This window comes from Enterobacter sp. 186315 (assembly GCF_053290175.1).
This window is the reverse complement of the sequence record NZ_JBPTTK010000018.1, coordinates 19,730-39,045: the sequence shown is the minus strand read 5'-3', so window position 1 is coordinate 39,045 and position 19,316 is coordinate 19,730. Positions and strand designations below refer to the sequence as shown.

Below are 19,316 nucleotides of genomic sequence, written 5' to 3'. Positions count from 1 at the left end.
TTTTCGTGATGGCGGCAGTATAACGCTAAATAATTCCCGTTGCAGGAAAGCGGCAAACTCTTGCTTTTGTGTCTTCTCCTGCGATGATAGAAAAAGATTTGAGCTTATGGGCAACTTATAATGAAAAACGTTTTTCGAACGCTCGCCGTTCTCGTCACTCTGTTTAGCCTGACCGGTTGTGGGCTAAAAGGGCCACTTTACTTCCCGCCAGCCGATAAAACCGCGCCGCCGCCGACCAAACCGGCACCTAGCACCATTGAATCGTCGTCGCCGGACACCAACGATCGCGGCAATGACGGTGGTCCGACTCAGGTTAATATCTGACAATTACGTTCTGTACCCGCGCAATGGAGCAAATGATGCAGTTCTCTAAAATGCATGGCCTTGGCAACGACTTTATGGTCGTCGACGCGGTAACGCAGAATGTCTTTTTCTCACCAGAGCTGATCCGCCGCCTGGCGGATCGTCATCTGGGCGTGGGGTTTGATCAGCTGCTGGTGGTTGAACCGCCCTACGATCCCGATCTCGATTTCCACTACCGGATCTTTAACGCTGACGGCAGCGAAGTCTCGCAATGCGGTAACGGCGCGCGCTGTTTTGCCCGCTTTGTCCGCCTGAAAGGGCTGACCAACAAGCGCGATATCCGCGTGAGCACCGCCAACGGACGCATGGTACTGAGCGTCACCGACGATGAGCTGGTGCGCGTGAACATGGGCGAGCCCAACTTCGAGCCTTCCGCCGTGCCGTTTCGCGCCAACAAAGCGGAAAAGACCTATATTATGCGTGCGGCCGAGCAGACAGTATTGTGCGGCGTGGTCTCGATGGGGAACCCCCACTGCGTAATTCAGGTTGATGACGTGGAAACCGCCGCCGTCGAAACGCTCGGGCCGGTGCTTGAGAGCCACGAACGTTTCCCGGAACGGGCGAACATCGGCTTTATGCAGGTGGTTAAACGCGAACACATTCGCCTGCGCGTGTTTGAACGCGGTGCGGGTGAAACGCAGGCCTGCGGCAGCGGTGCCTGTGCGGCAGTAGCCGTGGGGATCGCTCAGGGATTACTGGCAGAAGAGGTTCGCGTGGAGTTGCCAGGCGGGCGTCTTGATATCGCCTGGAAAGGACCGGGTCATCCACTCTATATGACTGGCCCGGCGGCACATGTCTATGACGGGTTTATCCATCTATGAAACAACCAGGGGAAGAGCTACAGGACACGTTGACGGAGCTGGACGACAGCGCTGTTGCTGAATATCTGCTGAACAATCCTGAGTTCTTTATCCGCAATGCGCGCATCGTTGAACAGATGCGCGTGCCCCATCCGGTACGTGAGTCCGTGTCGCTGGTCGAATGGCACATGGCGCGCTCGCGCAACCACATCCATCAGCTCGAAGAGAACATGACGCTGCTGATGGAGCAGGCCAACAACAACGAAAGCCTGTTCTATCGTTTGCTGCACTTGCAGGCGCGTCTGGCGTCGGCGCACAGCCTTGACGAGTTCCTCAGCCGCTTTCACCGCTGGGCGCGGGAGCTGGGGCTGGCGGGCGCGACCATTCGCCTCTTCCCTGACCGCTGGCGCATCGGCGCACCGTCTGGCTTCACCCATCTGGCGCTAAGCCGACAGGCGTTTGAACCCCTGCGCATTCAGCGTCTTGGACAGGCGCATCACTATCTTGGCCCGCTAAACGGACCAGAGCTGCTGGTGGTGCTGCCGGAAGCCAAAGCGATTGGCTCGGTGGCAATGTCGCTGATGGGGCGCGACGGCGATTTGGGCGTCATGCTATTTACCAGCCGCGACGCGCATCATTACGAGCAGGGGCAGGGCACGCACCTGTTGCAGGAGTTAGCGCTGATGTTGCCCGAGCTGCTGGAGCGCTGGATTGAACGCATATGACGGACGGACTTCTCGCGAATGACGTTGCGCGCTTTTTGCGTTACCTCGGCGTTGAGCGCCAGCTTAGCCCGATAACGCTGCTTAACTATCAGCGTCAGCTTGATGCCATCATTCAGATAGCCGACGAAATCGGCCTGAAAAGCTGGCAACAATGTGACGCTGCGACCGTGCGGGCCGTTGTGGTGCGCAGCCGTCGTAAAGGATTAAGCCCGGCGAGCCTGGCGCTGAGGCTCTCTGCGCTGCGCAGCTTCTTCGACTGGCTGGTGAGCCAGGGTGGACTAAAAGCGAACCCGGCCAAAGGGATCGCCACGCCAAAAGCGCCGCGCCATCTGCCGAAAAACATCGACGTCGACGACGTGAATCGCCTGCTGGATATCGATCTTAACGATCCGCTGGCCGTGCGCGATCGCGCGATGCTTGAGGTGATGTACGGCGCGGGCCTGCGTCTGTCGGAGCTGGTGAACCTCGATTTAAAACATCTCGATCTGGAATCCGGCGAAGTATGGGTGATGGGTAAAGGTAGCAAAGAGCGCCGCCTGCCGATTGGCCGTAACGCGGTGGCCTGGATTGAGCACTGGCTGGATCTGCGCGGGCTGTTTGGTGCCGAGGAGAACGCGCTGTTTTTATCGAAGCTCGGCAAGCGGATATCGGCGCGTAACGTGCAGAAGCGTTTTGCGGAGTGGGGCATTAAGCAGGGGCTGAACAGCCACGTTCACCCGCACAAGCTGCGCCACTCGTTTGCGACCCATATGCTCGAATCGAGCGGCGACCTGCGCGGCGTGCAGGAGCTTCTGGGCCACGCCAATCTGTCGACCACTCAAATCTATACCCACTTAGACTTTCAACACCTTGCCTCGGTGTACGACGCGGCGCATCCACGCGCCAAACGGGGGAAATAATGCGCTTTTACCGCCCACTGGGTCAGATTTCTGCACTTACGTTTGACCTTGATGACACCCTTTATGACAACCGCCCTGTGATCCTGCGTACCGAGCAGGAGTCGCTGGCGTTTGTGCAGAATTACCATCCTGCGCTGAAGACGATGCAGAACAAAGACTTCCAGCAGCTGCGTCAGGCGCTGCGGGAAACCGAGCCTGAGATTTATCATGACGTGACGGAATGGCGTCGCCGCGCGGTGGAGCAGGCGATGCTCAACGCCGGAATGAGCGCGCGCGATGCGGCTATTGGCGCGGAGGCATCGATGGCGAACTTTGCCAAATGGCGCAGCCGTATCGACGTGCCGCTGGAAACTCACGACACCCTGAAGGCGCTGGCGGAAAAATGGCCGCTGGTGGCGATCACCAACGGTAACGCCCAGCCGGAGCTGTTCGGCCTGGGCGACTATTTTGAATTTGTGCTGCGCGCTGGCCCGGACGGACGCTCGAAGCCGTTCAACGACATGTACCATCTGGCGGCGGAAAAGCTGAACCTGCCGCTCGGGGAAATTTTGCACGTCGGCGATGACCTGACCACCGACGTTGCCGGGGCGATCCGCTGTGGAATGCAGGCCTGCTGGATCAGGCCGGAAAATGCCGATCTGATGCAGGCCCGCGACAGCCGCCTGCTGCCGCACATCGAAATTTCGCGGTTGGCATCCCTTACTACGCTGATATAATCACCAGTACTTCTGTATAAATTAACAGTGTGTCCGGTAGCCTTCGGTTGCCGAACACCCTATTTGTGACGGTGCCAATGGACGTTTCTTACCTGCTCGACAGCCTCAATGATAAACAGCGCGAAGCGGTTGCCGCCTCGCGGACCAACCTGCTGGTACTGGCTGGAGCGGGCAGTGGTAAGACGCGCGTGCTGGTTCACCGTATCGCCTGGCTTCAGAGCGTGGAAAACTGCTCGCCGTACTCGATCATGGCGGTGACCTTTACCAACAAGGCGGCGGCGGAGATGCGCCACCGTATCGCGCAGCTGATGGGCAGCAGCCAGGGCGGCATGTGGGTCGGCACCTTCCACGGGCTGGCGCACCGCCTGCTGCGCGCGCACCATATGGACGCCAACCTGCCTCAGGATTTCCAGATCCTCGACAGCGAAGACCAGCTGCGTCTGCTGAAGCGCCTGATCAAGGCGATGAACCTCGACGAGAAGCAGTGGCCGCCGCGTCAGGCGATGTGGTACATCAACGGCCAGAAAGACGAAGGGCTGCGCCCGCACCATATTCAGAGCTTCGGCAATCCGGTTGAGCAGACCTGGCAGAAGGTCTATCAGGCCTATCAGGAAGCGTGCGATCGCGCCGGGCTGGTGGACTTCGCCGAGCTGCTGCTGCGCGCCCACGAGCTTTGGCTCAACAAACCGCACATTCTTCAGCACTACCGCGAGCGTTTCACCAACATCCTGGTGGACGAATTCCAGGATACCAACAACATTCAGTACGCGTGGATCCGCCTGCTGGCGGGCGATACCGGCAAAGTCATGATCGTGGGTGACGACGACCAGTCCATCTACGGCTGGCGCGGCGCGCAGGTTGAAAACATCCAGCGCTTCCTGAACGACTTCCCCGGCGCGCAAACCATCCGTCTGGAGCAGAACTACCGCTCCACCAACAACATTCTGAGCGCCGCCAACGCCCTGATTGAAAACAACAACGGGCGTCTGGGCAAAAAGCTGTGGACCGACGGCGTCGACGGCGAACCTATCTCTATCTACTGTGCGTTCAACGAACTCGACGAAGCCCGCTTCGTGGTGAACCGCATTAAAACCTGGCAGGACAACGGCGGCGCGCTGGAGCAATGCGCCATTCTCTATCGCAGCAACGCCCAGTCGCGCGTGCTGGAAGAGGCGCTCTTGCAGGTGAGCATGCCGTACCGTATTTACGGCGGGATGCGCTTCTTCGAACGTCAGGAAATCAAAGATGCGCTTTCCTATCTGCGCCTGATTGCTAACCGTAACGACGACGCGGCCTTTGAGCGCGTGGTGAATACCCCGACGCGCGGCATCGGCGATCGCACGCTGGACGTGGTGCGTCAGGCCTCCCGGGATCGCCAGCTTACCCTGTGGCAGGCGTGTCGCGAGCTGTTGCAGGAAAAAGCCCTCGCCGGACGCGCGGCCAGCGCGTTGCAGCGCTTCATCGAGCTGATTGATGCGCTGGCGCAGGAAACATCGGATATGCCGCTGCACGTTCAGACCGACCGGGTGATTAAAGACTCCGGCCTGTGGATGATGTACGAGCAGGAGAAGGGCGAAAAAGGCCAGACCCGTATTGAGAACTTAGAGGAACTGGTGACGGCAACGCGCCAGTTCAGCTACAACGAAGAAGACGAAGACTTAATGCCGCTACAGGCGTTCCTCTCTCACGCGGCGCTGGAAGCGGGCGAGGGGCAGGCGGATACCTGGCAGGACGCGGTTCAGCTGATGACCCTGCACTCCGCGAAAGGTCTGGAGTTCCCGCAGGTGTTTATCGTCGGGATGGAAGAGGGGATGTTCCCGAGCCAGATGTCGCTGGATGAAGGCGGACGTCTGGAAGAGGAGCGTCGTCTGGCCTACGTGGGCGTGACCCGTGCGATGCAAAAGCTGACGCTGACCTACGCCGAAACGCGTCGTCTGTACGGCAAAGAGGTTTACCACCGTCCGTCGCGCTTTATCGGCGAACTGCCGGAAGAGTGCGTGGAAGAGGTGCGTCTGCGCGCCAGCATCAGCCGTCCGGTCAGCCATCAGCGGATGGGCACCCCGATGTCGGAAAACGACACCGGCTACAAGCTTGGACAGCGCGTGCGTCATGCCAAGTTCGGTGAAGGCACCATCGTGAACCTCGAAGGCAGCGGCGATCACAGCCGCGTGCAGGTGGCGTTCCAGGGGCAGGGGATTAAATGGCTGGTTGCCGCGTATGCGCGTCTGGAAACCGTGTAACATTCAGAAAAATATCATTATTTTGTAATTATCTGCTAGCCTTATAGATTAAGGGTCAATTATTGGTCTTCAGCGTTTCGTTGCGTGTTGACGCCACAGTTACTGCTGGCGTAACATGCGCGCACGATTACGCTAAGAGGACATTCGCCTTGGACACACCCAGTAGATACTGGCTCAATTCCCTGTCATCCAGGAACAACTCCTAAGGCTATCTCCTCTTGCTGATGGCCTTAGTGGTTGTCAGCGACAATTATTCCCGTCGCGCTGAGTCAGGCTGTTTAATGGTCTGAAACCCAATTCGTTTCTGTGTGCCCACCGAACTGTCCGATATTTTTTGCATTGGGAGTCCCGGTCATGTTGAGCGCATTTCAACTCGAAAATAACCGACTGACTCGGCTAGAAGCCGAAGAGTCGCAGCCCCTCATTGATGCCGTATGGGTGGATCTGGTCGAGCCGGACGACGATGAACGTCTTCGCGTACAATCCGAGCTGGGACAGAGCCTGGCAACCCGTCCAGAGCTGGAAGACATCGAAGCATCCGCCCGTTTTTTTGAAGACGAAGACGGCCTGCATATTCACTCCTTCTTCTTCTTTGAAGATGCCGAAGACCACGCGGGTAACTCCACCGTGGCATTTACCATCCGTGACGGTCGCCTGTTTACCCTGCGCGAGCGTGAACTGCCCGCGTTCCGTTTATACCGTATGCGCGCCCGCAGCCAGGCGATGATCGACGGCAATGCCTACGAGCTGCTGCTTGACCTGTTTGAAACCAAAATCGAACAGCTGGCGGACGAAATCGAAAACATCTACAGCGATCTGGAAAAGCTGAGCCGCGTCATCATGGAAGGCCATCAGGGCGATGAATATGACGAAGCGCTCTCCACGCTGGCAGAGCTGGAAGATATCGGCTGGAAGGTGCGTTTGTGTCTGATGGATACCCAGCGCGCGCTGAACTTCCTGGTGCGCAAGGCGAGGCTGCCGGGCGGTCAGCTGGAGCAGGCGCGTGAGATCCTGCGCGATATCGAATCCCTGCTGCCGCACAACGAATCCCTGTTCCAGAAGGTGAACTTCCTGATGCAGGCGGCGATGGGCTTTATCAACATCGAGCAGAACCGCATCATCAAGATCTTCTCGGTGGTATCCGTGGTGTTCCTGCCGCCAACGCTGGTGGCATCAAGCTACGGGATGAACTTTGAGTTTATGCCGGAGCTGAAATGGAGCTTTGGCTACCCGGGGGCGATTATCTTTATGATCCTCGCCGGGCTGGCGCCGTATCTGTACTTTAAGCGCAAGAACTGGCTGTAAAAATCAGGCGGGTGGCGCTGCGAGTGAATTCCCTCGCCCCTTCGGGGAGAGGGTTAGGGTGAGGGGGAACATACGGCTCTGGTGGTCATTCCGTTCACCTTAGGTTCCTTGCTTCTCTTTCACCACAATACTTGTGAACGTGTCAGGGTGGTTCACCGCCACCACCCTGACAACCCGGGCTCCCGGCAAGAAAATCGTCGCTTCGCGATTCCCTCAGCTTATTCCTTCATGCTATCGGGTCGGGCACCAGCCTGCATCCATGCAGGCTATGCCCTCTCGGCGCGTCCATGCGCCTCGCCCCGGCATTACGGAAACGCTTCGGCGATTTACAGCCGGACAATGGCGCCGCTGTAACGCATTTATTTATATGTAATTATTCTCATCGCTTTATGAGAAAAATGACCGGGAACCCTCAGCCCAGTGGATGAGGGGAACATCACAACCCTTTACGCACCCTGCGCTGCGTATAAATCGCATCCGCGACAAAAATCGCCAGCGCCACCCAGATGAACGCGAAGGTCACCATCTTATCCGCACCCGGTACTTCCCCGTAGAACAGCACCGCTAACAGGAACATCAGCGTTGGGCCGATGTACTGGAAAAAGCCCAGCGTCGACAGGCGCAGGCGCGTTGCCGCACCGGTAAAGCACAGCAGCGGAATGGTGGTGACAACCCCGGCGGCAATCAGCAGCAGGTTGAGCGACATCGGGTTTTGCCCCATATGGCTGGTGGCGCTATCGGCAATACCAAACAGATAAATCGCCGCCACCGGCAGCAGCCACAGGGTTTCAAACAGCATCCCGGTCTGGGCTTCTACCGCAATTTTCTTACGCACCAGGCCGTAGAAGGCAAAGCTGAATGCCAGCCCCAGGGCGATAATCGGCAGCGAGCCGAAGGTCCAGAGCTGCACCAGCACGCCGCAGAAGGCCAGAATCACCGCCACCCACTGCATCCGACGGAAGCGCTCGCCGAGGAAAATCATCCCCAGCACGATGTTGACCAGCGGGTTAATAAAGTAGCCGAGGCTGGCTTCGAGCATGTGATGATTATTCACCGCCCAGATAAACAGCAGCCAGTTACCGCCAATCAGCACCGCCGAGAGCGCCAGCAGGAAAATCTTCTTTGGCGTTTTCAGCAGCGTTTTCACGCCGGACCACTGACGGCTGACGCTCATCAGGGCAATCATAAAGAAAAACGACCAGATCACGCGGTGAGTGAGGATCTCATCGGCCGGTACGTAAGCGATCAGTTTGAAGTACGCCGGTGCGATACCCCAAATAAAATAAGCGGCGAGGGCGAGTAACACGCCCTGCCGCGTCTGTTTAGCATCCATCGGGAAGATCCGTTACAAAAAAGTGGACACACTTTACCCGATTTTACGGCCTCAACCCACCATATAAGTGGCTGTTGCGCTGGCGATATAAACCTGCTCTTCGTTATGCAGCTCGACCCGCGCGACCGCCACTTTGTTACCCGCGCGTAACAGGCTGCTGGTGGCGGTAAAGCGATTTCCCCGGCCAGGGCGCAGGTAATCGACGCGTAAATCAATGGTGCCCATCCGCGACAGGCGCTGGCGCAGCTCGTCTTCGTTGATGGTGTCATGGCGCGCCAGCGTACTGCCCACGCAGACCAGCCCCGCCGCTACGTCCAGCGCCGAAGCAATCACGCCGCCGTGCAAAATGCTTTGCGCCCAGTTACCTACCATCATCGGCTGGTTATTAAAGCTGAGCAGGGCAAAGTCCTTTTCGTAGCGCTCAAGCTCCAGCCCCAGCGCGCGGTTAAACGGCATGTGGTAAACAAAAATCTCGCCCACGAGTTTTAAAGCTTCTTCGGCGGTAAGCGTGGCTGACATGAGAGGTGATGTCCTTATTGTTAACAAAATGTTGATTTTATGCCTCGCCGATAAGGATTTCCACTTTCAGAAACCAGGATGCAGACGTTACGCCAGAACTCTGTAGAATGTCTGACCATAACAATTCACTTTATTTAATGTCTTTATTTCAGGAGAACACCACCGATGCGGACGTATCTGGGTTGGTTACTGGCGGCCGTTGCGCTGCCTGTCACAGCATTTGCGCAGGAAGCGACGGTTAAAGAGGTGCATGACAAACCTGCGGTGCGCGGCAGCGTTATCGCCAACATGCTCCAGGAGCACGACAATCCGTTTACGCTCTACCCCTACGACACCAACTACGTGATTTACACTCAGACCAGCGATCTCAATAAAGAAGCGATAAGCTCTTATAACTGGTCTGATAATGCGCGTAAAGATGAGGTGAAGTTCCAGCTGAGCCTGGCGTTCCCGTTCTGGCGCGGCATTCTGGGGCCGAACTCGGTGCTCGGTGCCTCTTATACCCAGAAGTCGTGGTGGCAGCTCTCTAACAGTGGTGAATCCTCGCCGTTCCGCGAAACCAACTATGAGCCGCAGCTGTTCCTCGGCTTCGCGACGGATTACGAATTCGCAGGCTGGACGCTGCGCGACGTGGAGATGGGCTACAATCATGATTCCAACGGTCGTTCCGATCCAACGTCCCGCAGCTGGAACCGTCTTTATACCCGCCTGATGGCACAAAACGGCAACTTTATGGTGGAGGTGAAGCCGTGGTACGTGATCGGCGATACCGATGACAACCCGGATATCACCAAGTACGTGGGCTATTACCAGCTCAAAATTGGCTACCAGCTGGGCGAGGCGGTGCTGAGCGCGAAAGGCCAGTACAACTGGAACACCGGCTACGGCGGCGCGGAGCTGGGCCTGAGCTACCCAATGACCAAACACGTGCGCATCTACACGCAGGTGTACAGCGGGTACGGCGAGTCGCTGATCGACTACAACTTCAACCAGACCCGCGTCGGTGTGGGCGTGATGTTGAACGATCTTTTCTAAGCCGCTCGAATGTTTTTGCGTTAAACGTTGAAGTTTCTCTCTCAGGCGCTGAAAATAGCGCCTGTTTTATTTCTGGTGGGTGGGGTTAATGTGGCGCAGGCGGAAGTTTTGAATCAGGAGTCGCTGGCTAAACAGGTTTTGCATGAAACCTTCGGCTATCAGCAGTTCCGCCCCGGCCAGGAAACCATCATCGAAACCGTGCTGGAAGGTCGCGACTGCCTGGTGGTCATGCCGACCGGCGGCGGTAAATCCCTCTGCTATCAGGTGCCCGCGCTGGTGCTTAACGGCCTGACGGTCGTGGTATCCCCGCTCATTTCCCTGATGAAAGACCAGGTTGACCAACTGCTCGCTAACGGCGTGGCGGCGGCCTGTCTTAACTCGACGCAGACCCGCGAGCAGCAGCAAGAGGTGATGGCGGGCTGTCGTACCGGGCAGATCCGCCTGCTGTACATCGCGCCCGAACGTCTGATGCTGGACAACTTCCTCGATCACCTGGCGCACTGGAATCCGGTGCTGCTGGCGGTGGATGAAGCGCACTGTATTTCCCAGTGGGGACACGACTTCCGCCCGGAATACGCGGCGCTTGGGCAGCTGCGTCAGCGCTTCCCCGAACTGCCGTTTATGGCGCTGACCGCCACGGCGGACGACACCACCCGGCTGGACATTGTGCGCCTGCTGGGGCTAAAAGACCCCTATATTCAGGTCAGCAGCTTCGACCGCCCGAACATCCGCTACATGCTGATGGAAAAGTTCAAGCCGCTGGATCAGCTCTTACGCTACGTGCAGGAGCAGCGCGGCAAATCCGGCATCATCTACTGCAACAGCCGCGCGAAGGTAGAAGATACCGCCGCGCGTCTGCAAAACCGCGGCTTTAGCGCGGCGGCCTACCATGCCGGACTGGAAAACCACATCCGCGCCGACGTGCAGGAGAAATTCCAGCGCGACGACCTGCAAATCGTGGTGGCGACCGTGGCGTTCGGCATGGGTATCAACAAGCCCAACGTGCGCTTTGTGGTCCATTTCGACATTCCGCGCAATATCGAATCCTATTACCAGGAAACCGGCCGCGCCGGGCGTGACGGCCTGCCCGCTGAGGCGATGCTGTTTTACGATCCGGCGGACATGGCGTGGCTGCGCCGCTGTCTCGAAGAGAAGCCGCAGGGGCAGTTGCAGGATATCGAACGCCATAAGCTCAACGCGATGGGGGCGTTTGCCGAAGCGCAAACCTGCCGCCGCCTGGTGCTGCTCAACTACTTTGGCGAAGGGCGTCAGGAGCCGTGCGGCAACTGCGATATCTGCCTCGATCCGCCAAAGCAGTACGATGGCCTGATGGACGCGCGTAAGGCGCTGTCGACCATTTACCGCGTTAATCAGCGCTTCGGGATGGGTTACGTGGTGGAGGTGCTGCGCGGGGCCAATAACCAGCGTATCCGGGACATGGGCCACGACAAGCTGCCCGTCTACGGCATCGGTAAAGACCAGAGTCATGAGCACTGGGTCAGTATTATCCGACAGCTTATTCACCTCGGCTTTGCCACGCAAAATATTGCCCAGCACTCCGCGCTACAGCTGACCGAAGCCGCGCGCCCGGTGCTGCGCGGCGATGTTGAGCTTAAGCTCGCCGTGCCGCGCGTGGTGGCACTCAAACCGCGCGTGATGCAAAAATCCTACGGCGGCAACTACGACCGTAAGCTGTTCGCCAAACTGCGCAAGCTGCGTAAGGCCATCGCCGACGAAGAGAACATCCCGCCTTATGTGGTGTTTAACGACGCAACGCTGATTGAAATGGCCGAGCAGACACCGCTCAGCGCCGGCGAAATGCTCAGCGTTAACGGCGTCGGCACGCGCAAGCTGGAGCGTTTCGGGAAAGAGTTTATGGCACTTATTCGCTCTCACGTCGACGGCGAAGATGAGGAGTAGTCAGCCGGTCAAAAAAGTGCCAGGATGATGACTCACTACATTATTCCCCCGCGAGTTAATTATGTTAATGCTATTTCTTACAGTGGCGTTGGTGCATATCGTTGCGCTGATGAGCCCTGGCCCTGACTTTTTCTTCGTGTCGCAAACCGCCGTCAGCCGCTCCCGCAAAGAGGCGATGATGGGCGTTCTGGGCATCACTATGGGCGTCATGGTGTGGGCGGCAGTCGCGCTGCTTGGCCTGAACCTGATCCTCGCGAAAATGGCCTGGCTGCATAACATCATTATGGTCGGCGGCGGTCTGTACCTGTGCTGGATGGGCTACCAGATGCTGCGCGGGGCGCTGAAAAAAGAAGAGAAGAAAGCAGAAGAGCCAAAAATAGAGCTGGCGACCGGCGGCAAAAGCTTTGTTAAAGGGCTGCTGACCAATCTCGCAAACCCGAAAGCCATTATTTACTTCGGCTCCGTCTTCTCGCTGTTTGTCGGCGATAGCGTCGGCGCAGGCGCGCGCTGGGGAATTTTCCTGCTGATCGTGGTGGAAACCTTCGCCTGGTTCACCATCGTGGCGAGCCTGTTTGCCCTACCGGCGATGCGCCGCGGCTATCAGCGCATCGCGAAGTGGATTGACGGCTTTGCCGGCGCGTTGTTCACCGGCTTTGGTATTCATCTGATCATTTCGCGCTAAGCATGACGCGCTGACGCAAGCAGCGCGCCAACCAGCATAAACAGCGAACCGAACACTTTATTCAGGGCCTTCATCTGTTTAGGCCCTTTGATCCACGCCGCAATCCGCTGTGCGAGCGTCGCATAACCAATCATCACAATAATATCGACGATAATGGTGGTCGCTCCGAGAACCACGTACTGCATCACCTGTGGCTGATGCGGCACGATAAACTGCGGGAACAGGGCGGCGAGAAAGACGATGCTTTTTGGATTCGTCAGGTTGACGAACACCGCCCGCTTGAACAAATGGCCGCGCGATTGGGTTTGCGCCAGCGTATTAAGATTGATCGAGCCCGCCGCGCGCCACTGCTGAATGCCCAGCCAGATCAGGTAGGCTGCACCGGCCCATTTCAGCACCTCAAACGCCAGCACCGAGCGCGAGAACAACGTTCCCAGGCCAACCCCCACCAGCACGATGTGGATGCCTAACCCGGCCTGCAAACCGGCAATGGACGCCGCCGCGCCGCGATAGCCGTGATTGATAGAGGTCGTCATGGTATTGATGGCGCCAGAGCCAGGTGAAAGGCTGAGGATAATGGATGTCAGCAGGTACGCGAACCACCATTCGAAGGTCATTTGAAACTCCCTGATCGTCTGTTTTTATGCCACAATACGCTATTGTTACGGCATTTTGTGACCAGTAGCGAAAAAACGATATTCCTTGGCTTACGGGGGTGGAAACCCGATGTTTCAACAGAAAAAGGATTGGGAAACACGAGAAAACGCTTTTGCCGCTTTCTCTATGGGCCCGCTGACCGATTTCTGGCGTCAGCGTGAGGAAGATGAGTTTATTGGCGTCGGTGATATTCCGGTGCGCTTTGTCCGTTTTCGCGATGAGAAAAACGATCGCGTCATCGTCGTGTGCCCAGGCCGTATTGAAAGCTACGTGAAATATGCGGAGCTGGCCTACGATCTGTTTCATCTTGGCTTTGATGTGTTGATTATCGACCATCGCGGCCAGGGGCTTTCCGGGCGAATGCTGGCGGATACGCATCGCGGGCACGTTGAGCAGTTCAGCGATTACGTTGAGGATTTGGCCGCATTCTGGCAGCAGGAAGTTCAGCCCGGCCCGTGGCGCAAGCGTTATATCCTCGCGCATTCGATGGGCGGCGCCATTTCAACGCTCTTTTTGCAGCGCTATGAGCACCAGTGTGATGCCATTGCGCTTACCGCGCCGATGTACGGCATCGTGATACGTTTACCCGACTGGATGGTACGCCATTTACTCGACTGGGCTGAGGGCCATCAGCGCATTCGTGAAAACTATGCCATCGGAACCGGGCGCTGGCGGGCATTGCCTTTCGCCATCAACGTGTTGACCCACAGCGGACAGCGTTATCGTCGTAACCTGCGTTTTTATGCCGATGAACCCCGCCTGCGCGTGGGTGGCCCCACCTGGCACTGGGTGCGGGAGGGCATTCTTGCCGGAGAGCAGGTTCTTGCCGGCGCTGCCGATGACGACACGCCAATGCTCTTGATTCAGGCGGAAGAGGAGCATGTGGTGGATAACCGTATGCACGACCGCTTTTGTGAACTGCGCGCCGCCGCGGGTCACCCCTGCGAAGGGGGTAAACCGCTGGTCATAAAAGGCGCGTACCATGAGATCCTTTTTGAAAAGGACGCCATGCGCTCAGTCGCGCTCAACGCCATCGTCGAGTTTTTCGACCGGCATAACTGATTTTTTTATTGAGGTTAAATTTCCCTATGTACCAGGTTGTTGCGTCTGACTTAGATGGCACGCTGCTTTCTCCCGATCACACCCTATCGCCTTACGCGAAAGAAACCCTGAAACTCCTGACCGCCCGTGGCGTGAACTTCGTGTTTGCCACCGGCCGCCACCACGTGGACGTGGGGCAGATCCGCGATAACCTGGACATCAAAGCCTATATGATCACCTCCAACGGTGCGCGCGTACACGACACCGACGGCAACCTGATCTTTACCCATAACCTGGATCGCGATATCGCCAGCGATCTCTTCGGGGTGGTGCATAACAGTCCGGACATCATCACCAACGTTTACCGCGACGATGAGTGGTTTATGAACCGTCATCGCCCGGACGAGATGCGTTTCTTCAAAGAGGCGGTCTTTAACTACTCCCTGTACGAGCCGGGCCTGCTGGATCCTGAAGGCATCAGCAAAGTGTTCTTCACCTGCGAAAGCCATGAAGCGCTGCTGCCGCTGGAGCAGGCGATCAACGCCCGCTGGGGCGATCGCGTCAACGTCAGCTTCTCCACGCTGACCTGTCTGGAAGTGATGGCGGGCGGCGTTTCCAAAGGACACGCGCTGGAAGCCGTGGCCCAGCGCCTGGGCTTTGAGCTGAAAGACTGCATCGCGTTTGGCGACGGCATGAACGACGCCGAGATGCTCTCCATGGCGGGCAAAGGTTGCATCATGGAAAACGCGCACCAGCGCCTGAAAGATCTGCACCCGGAGCTGGAAGTGATCGGCACCAACGCCGATAACGCCGTGCCGAAATACCTGCGTAAACTGTTCCTTGAATAATCTTCATTTGGTTGTTTAACGTCCAGTTGTCAACCAAAGAGTTCGCTACAATGCCTGTCCTTCTTTCTGAGAGACAAGCATTGTGGCGCTACTCATTATCACCACCATCCTGTGGGCCTTCTCCTTTAGCCTGATTGGCGAATACCTTGCCGGTTCGGTCGACAGCTATTTCTCGGTGCTGATGCGCGTGGGGCTGGCGGCGCTGGTGTTCCTGCCGTTCCTGCGCACGCGCGGGCAGACGCTTAAAACCCTCCTGCTTTACATGCTGGTGGGCGCCATGCAGCTTGGCATCATGTATCTGTTCAGCTTCCGGGCCTACGTTTACCTGTCCGTATCGGAATTCCTGCTCTTTACGGTGCTCACGCCGCTCTACATCACCCTGATTTACGATCTGCTCAGCAGGCGTCGCTTGCGCTGGGGATATCTGTTGAGCGCCGCGCTGGCCGTGCTTGGCGCGGCGATTATTCGCTACGACAAAGTGAGCGATCACTTCTGGACGGGCCTGATGTTCGTGCAGCTGGCAAACATCAGTTTTGCCATTGGCATGGTGGGCTACAAGCGCCTGATGGAGACCCGCCCGATGCCGCAGCACAACGCCTTTGCCTGGTTCTATATGGGGGCGGCGATCGTTGCGGTGGCGGCGTGGTTTATGCTCGGTAATCCGCAAAAGCTGCCGACCACGTCGGTGCAGTGGGGCGTTCTGGTCTGGCTGGGCGTGGTGGCGTCAGGGCTGGGGTACTTCATGTGGAACTACGGCGCTACGCAGGTAGACGCCGGTACGCTGGGGATCATGAACAACGTGCACGTGCCCGCCGGGCTGCTGGTCAACCTCGCCATCTGGCAGGAGCAGCCGCACTGGCCGAGCTTCATTATTGGGGGAACGGTGATCCTGGCTTCGCTGTGGGTACATCGCCGTTGGGTCGCTCCGCGCTCCGCACAAACGGAAGATGGTCGCAGGCGTGATTCCGCGCTGAGCGAATAAACGCTTCAGTTACCGGCTGACGCTGCTCGCCGTCGCGCACGGCGGCGTACAGTCGGCTCCACAGTCCTTCACCCAGGGTTTTGGTCACCACCAGACCCTGGCGTTCAAAACTCTCCACCACCCAGTGCGGCAGCGCCGCGATGCCCATCCGGGCGGCAACCATCTGGATCAGCAGCAGGGTGTTATCCACGCTTTTCAGCTGTGGACTAATGCCTGCGGGTTGCAGGAAGTGACGCCAGATATCCAGCCGACTGCGTTGGACCGGGTAAATCAGCAGGGTTTCGGACGCCAGATCTTCCGGCGTGACGCGCGTTTTCGCCGCCAGCGGGTGATCCGGTGCCAGCACCAGGCGCACCTCAAAATCAAACATCGGTGAATAGTGCAAGCCGCTGCGCGGCAGAATGTCGGACGTCAACACCAGATCCAGCTCGCCCTGTTGCAGCGAGGGCTGCGGGTCAAAGGTCACGCCGGAGGTAAAGTCCATCTCCACCTGCGGCCACTTCTGGCGGAAGTTCTCAAGCGCCGGGGTCAACCACTGAATACAGCTATGGCACTCAATGGCGATGCGCAGTTTGGTCTGCTGCGGCTCATTGCACGACTGCAACGCGCTCGCAATCTGCGGCAGCACCTGATTCGCCAGCTGCAACAAAATTTCGCCCTGCGGCGTAAAGCGCAGCGGCTGACTCTTACGCACGAACAGACGAAAGCCAAGGCGTTGTTCCAGATCGCTGAACTGGTGAGAAAGGGCAGACTGGGTCTGGTGCAGCGTGGCCGCCGCCGCCGCGAGAGAGCCGCAGTTCCGCAACGCCTGGAGCGTTTTCAGGTGTTTAATCTCGATCATGAAAGTCCTTCACTTCGCCATGAGCATTTTGCGCTTGAGGAATATACAGTACCTACACATTATGGAAGTGTAAACATCTGGACGGCTAAATCCTAAAAATTCACAGGGGACACACCATGACGATTCGCAGCCACACCCTCGGTTTCCCACGCGTCGGCCTTCGTCGCGAACTGAAAAAAGCACAAGAGAGCTACTGGGCGGGCAATACCACCCGTGACGAACTGCTGGCGGTGGGCCGCGAGCTGCGTGCGCGCCACTGGGATCAGCAAAAGCAGGCGGGCATTGACCTGCTGCCGGTGGGCGATTTCGCCTGGTACGACCATGTTCTGACCACCAGCCTGCTGCTTGGCAACGTGCCGGCTCGTCATCAGAACAAAGATGGATCGGTGGATATCGACACCCTGTTCCGCCTGGGGCGCGGCCGCGCACCGACCGGGGAACCGGCGGCAGCGGCGGAAATGACCAAGTGGTTTAACACCAACTACCACTACATGGTGCCAGAGTTTGTGAAAGGCCAGCAGTTCAAACTGACCTGGACGCAGCTGCTTGAGGAAGTGGACGAAGCGCTGGCGCTGGGCCATAACGTTAAACCTGTTCTGCTCGGCCCCGTTACCTATCTGTGGCTCGGCAAAGTGAAGGGCGAGCAGTTCGACCGCCTGAGCCTGCTGAACGACATCCTGCCGGTCTACAAACAGGTGCTGGTGGAGCTCGCGAAACGCGGTATTCAGTGGGTACAAATCGATGAACCGGCGCTGGTGCTGGAGCTGCCGCAGGAATGGCTCGACGCCTTCAAACCGGCCTACGACGCGCTTTCAGGCCAGGTGAAGCTGCTGCTGACCACCTACTTTGAAGGCGTAGCGCCTAACCTCGACACTATCATCGCGCTGCCGGTCCAGGGGCTGCATGTGGATTTGGTGCACGGCAGCGATGACGTAGCCCAGCTGCACAAGCGCCTGCCGATCGACTGGCTGCTCTCTGCGGGGCTGGTTAACGGGCGTAACGTCTGGCGCGCCGATCTCACTGAGAAATATGCACAAATAAAGGATATCGTCGGCAAACGTGAGCTGTGGGTGGCCTCCTCGTGCTCCCTGCTGCACAGCCCTATCGACCTGAGCGTCGAAACCCGTCTGGATGCCGAGGTGAAGAGCTGGTTTGCCTTCGCGCTGCAAAAATGTGAAGAGCTTGCGCTGCTGCGCGATGCCCTGAACAGCGGCGACACGGCGGCCATTGCCGACTGGAGCGCACCGATTCAGGCGCGTCGTCACTCGGCCCGCGTGCATAATCCGGCGGTGGAAAAACGCCTGGCGGCCATCACCGCTCAGGACAGCCAGCGTCAGAACCCTTATGAAGTCCGCGCGGAAGCGCAGCGCACCCGCTTCAACCTGCCCGCGTGGCCAACCACCACCATCGGCTCGTTCCCGCAGACCACGGAAATTCGCGGCCTTCGTCTGGACTTCAAAAAGGGCAACCTCGATGCGGGCAACTACCGGACCGGCATCGCGGAACACATCAAGCAGGCGATTGTTGAGCAGGAGCGTTTGGGTCTGGACGTGCTGGTCCACGGCGAAGCCGAGCGTAACGACATGGTGGAATATTTCGGCGAACATCTGGACGGTTTCGTCTTCACCCAGAACGGCTGGGTGCAGAGCTACGGCTCCCGCTGCGTCAAGCCGCCGGTGGTAATCGGGGACATCAGCCGCCCGGAAGCGATCACCGTGGAGTGGGCGAAGTATGCCCAGTCCCTGACCGACAAGCCGGTGAAAGGCATGTTGACCGGCCCGGTGACCATTCTCTGCTGGTCCTTCCCGCGCGAGGACGTCAGCCGTGAAACCATTGCGAAGCAGATTGCGCTGGCGCTGCGTGACGAAGTGGCAGATCTCGAAGCCGCAGGCATCGGCATTATCCAGATTGACGAACCGGCGCTGCGCGAAGGCCTGCCGCTGCGTCGGAGCGACTGGGATGCGTATTTACAGTGGGGCGTGGAGGCATTCCGCCTTAACGCGGCGGTAGCGAAGGACGACACCCAGATCCACACCCACATGTGTTACTGCGAATTTAACGACATCATGGATTCTATCGCCGCGCTGGACGCCGACGTGATCACCATTGAAACCTCGCGTTCGGACATGGAGCTGCTGGAGGCGTTTGAAGAGTTCCACTACCCAAACGAAATCGGGCCGGGGGTGTATGACATTCACTCCCCGAACGTGCCGGATGTGAAATGGATTGAAGCGTTATTAAAGAAAGCGGCTCAGCGTATTCCGGCGGAGCGCCTGTGGGTAAACCCGGACTGCGGCCTTAAGACGCGCGGCTGGCCGGAAACCCGCGCGGCGCTGGCGAACATGGTGAAGGCGGCGCAGAACCTGCGTCAGGCATAGCGGCGCTGAATTGCCGGGTGGCGGCTGCGCTT

19 protein-coding genes are annotated in these 19,316 nt (G+C 58.1%); 15 read left to right on the top strand and 4 right to left on the bottom strand.

What is annotated here, in order from left to right; genetic code table 11:
* Positions 1 to 120: 120 nt before the first annotated feature.
* The 8 genes from lptM to corA all read left to right on the top strand — a co-directional run bounded on the left by lptM (position 121) and on the right by corA (position 7,048).
* Positions 121 to 324, top strand: coding sequence for an LPS translocon maturation chaperone LptM (gene lptM / locus ACSVHP_RS17740; protein ID WP_234674765.1), 204 nt, complete (start codon positions 121 to 123; stop codon positions 322 to 324).
* A 35-nt stretch (positions 325 to 359) separates the two neighbouring features.
* Positions 360 to 1,184 carry a diaminopimelate epimerase gene (dapF, locus tag ACSVHP_RS17735; protein ID WP_447552592.1) on the top strand — a complete coding sequence of 275 codons (825 nt, stop codon included), beginning with the start codon at positions 360 to 362 and terminating at the stop codon, positions 1,182 to 1,184.
* A complete protein-coding gene (locus ACSVHP_RS17730; RefSeq protein WP_234674767.1) occupies positions 1,181 to 1,888 on the top strand; it encodes a DUF484 domain-containing protein in 708 nt (235 codons plus the stop codon). Before dapF ends, ACSVHP_RS17730 begins: the two co-directional genes overlap by 4 nt.
* A complete protein-coding gene (xerC, locus tag ACSVHP_RS17725) occupies positions 1,885 to 2,787 on the top strand; it encodes a tyrosine recombinase XerC (protein WP_234674768.1) in 903 nt (300 codons plus the stop codon). Before ACSVHP_RS17730 ends, xerC begins: the two co-directional genes overlap by 4 nt.
* Positions 2,787 to 3,503: a 5-amino-6-(5-phospho-D-ribitylamino)uracil phosphatase YigB gene (gene yigB, locus ACSVHP_RS17720; RefSeq protein WP_447552591.1), complete on the top strand. Its 717-nt coding sequence runs from the start codon at positions 2,787 to 2,789 to the stop codon at positions 3,501 to 3,503. The genes xerC and yigB overlap by 1 nt, the downstream gene beginning before the upstream one ends.
* 77 nt (positions 3,504 to 3,580) lie before the next feature.
* Positions 3,581 to 5,743 carry a DNA helicase II gene (gene uvrD, locus ACSVHP_RS17715; protein WP_417314678.1) on the top strand — a complete coding sequence of 721 codons (2,163 nt, stop codon included), beginning with the start codon at positions 3,581 to 3,583 and terminating at the stop codon, positions 5,741 to 5,743.
* Positions 5,744 to 5,892: 149 nt separating this feature from the next.
* The gene (gene ysgD, locus ACSVHP_RS17710; protein WP_212743980.1) at positions 5,893 to 5,949 is read left to right on the top strand and encodes a YsgD/CorL family protein; all 57 of its coding nucleotides are present in this window, start codon (positions 5,893 to 5,895) and stop codon (positions 5,947 to 5,949) included.
* 148 nt (positions 5,950 to 6,097) lie between these two features.
* Positions 6,098 to 7,048: a magnesium/cobalt transporter CorA gene (gene corA / locus ACSVHP_RS17705; protein ID WP_063868853.1), complete on the top strand. Its 951-nt coding sequence runs from the start codon at positions 6,098 to 6,100 to the stop codon at positions 7,046 to 7,048.
* A 436-nt stretch (positions 7,049 to 7,484) separates the two neighbouring features.
* On the opposite strand, the gene rarD is transcribed toward corA, so the two are convergent.
* Entirely contained in the window at positions 7,485 to 8,381 is an 897-nt protein-coding gene (rarD, locus tag ACSVHP_RS17700; RefSeq protein WP_234674772.1) for an EamA family transporter RarD, read from the bottom strand.
* A 51-nt stretch (positions 8,382 to 8,432) separates the two neighbouring features.
* Complete coding sequence (gene yigI, locus ACSVHP_RS17695) at positions 8,433 to 8,900, bottom strand: acyl-CoA thioesterase YigI (RefSeq protein ID WP_234674773.1); 468 nt, start codon at positions 8,898 to 8,900, stop codon at positions 8,433 to 8,435.
* Positions 8,901 to 9,065: 165 nt separating this feature from the next.
* Here yigI and pldA point away from each other — a divergent pair, with 165 nt between their 5' ends.
* The 3 genes from pldA (at position 9,066) to rhtC (ending at position 12,537) form a co-directional block, all read left to right on the top strand.
* Positions 9,066 to 9,935 carry a phospholipase A gene (gene pldA, locus ACSVHP_RS17690; protein ID WP_447552590.1) on the top strand — a complete coding sequence of 290 codons (870 nt, stop codon included), beginning with the start codon at positions 9,066 to 9,068 and terminating at the stop codon, positions 9,933 to 9,935.
* Positions 9,936 to 10,025: 90 nt separating this feature from the next.
* Positions 10,026 to 11,855, top strand: coding sequence for an ATP-dependent DNA helicase RecQ (recQ, locus tag ACSVHP_RS17685; protein WP_234674775.1), 1,830 nt, complete (start codon positions 10,026 to 10,028; stop codon positions 11,853 to 11,855).
* A 61-nt stretch (positions 11,856 to 11,916) separates the two neighbouring features.
* Positions 11,917 to 12,537, top strand: a complete 621-nt coding sequence (gene rhtC, locus ACSVHP_RS17680; RefSeq protein ID WP_447552589.1) for a threonine export protein RhtC — start codon at positions 11,917 to 11,919, stop codon at positions 12,535 to 12,537.
* Here the strand turns inward: rhtC and rhtB are convergent.
* Complete coding sequence (gene rhtB / locus ACSVHP_RS17675) at positions 12,534 to 13,154, bottom strand: homoserine/homoserine lactone efflux protein (protein ID WP_417312726.1); 621 nt, start codon at positions 13,152 to 13,154, stop codon at positions 12,534 to 12,536. The genes rhtC and rhtB overlap by 4 nt on opposite strands.
* 109 nt (positions 13,155 to 13,263) lie before the next feature.
* Between rhtB and pldB the strand changes: the two genes are divergently transcribed.
* The 3 genes from pldB (at position 13,264) to ACSVHP_RS17660 (ending at position 16,065) form a co-directional block, all read left to right on the top strand.
* Entirely contained in the window at positions 13,264 to 14,256 is a 993-nt protein-coding gene (gene pldB / locus ACSVHP_RS17670; protein WP_447552588.1) for a lysophospholipase L2, read from the top strand.
* Between the two features lie 26 nt (positions 14,257 to 14,282).
* A complete protein-coding gene (yigL, locus tag ACSVHP_RS17665) occupies positions 14,283 to 15,083 on the top strand; it encodes a sugar/pyridoxal phosphate phosphatase YigL (protein ID WP_234674779.1) in 801 nt (266 codons plus the stop codon).
* 82 nt (positions 15,084 to 15,165) lie between these two features.
* Positions 15,166 to 16,065 (top strand): carboxylate/amino acid/amine transporter, encoded by a 900-nt coding sequence (locus ACSVHP_RS17660; RefSeq protein ID WP_234674780.1) that lies wholly within the window; start codon positions 15,166 to 15,168, stop codon positions 16,063 to 16,065.
* On the opposite strand, the gene metR is transcribed toward ACSVHP_RS17660, so the two are convergent.
* A complete protein-coding gene (gene metR / locus ACSVHP_RS17655) occupies positions 15,953 to 16,906 on the bottom strand; it encodes an HTH-type transcriptional regulator MetR (RefSeq protein WP_447552587.1) in 954 nt (317 codons plus the stop codon). The two genes, ACSVHP_RS17660 and metR, sit on opposite strands and share 113 nt — an antisense overlap.
* A 116-nt stretch (positions 16,907 to 17,022) precedes the next feature.
* Here metR and metE point away from each other — a divergent pair, with 116 nt between their 5' ends.
* Positions 17,023 to 19,284 (top strand): 5-methyltetrahydropteroyltriglutamate--homocysteine S-methyltransferase, encoded by a 2,262-nt coding sequence (gene metE, locus ACSVHP_RS17650; protein ID WP_447552586.1) that lies wholly within the window; start codon positions 17,023 to 17,025, stop codon positions 19,282 to 19,284.
* Positions 19,285 to 19,316 lie beyond the last annotated feature (32 nt).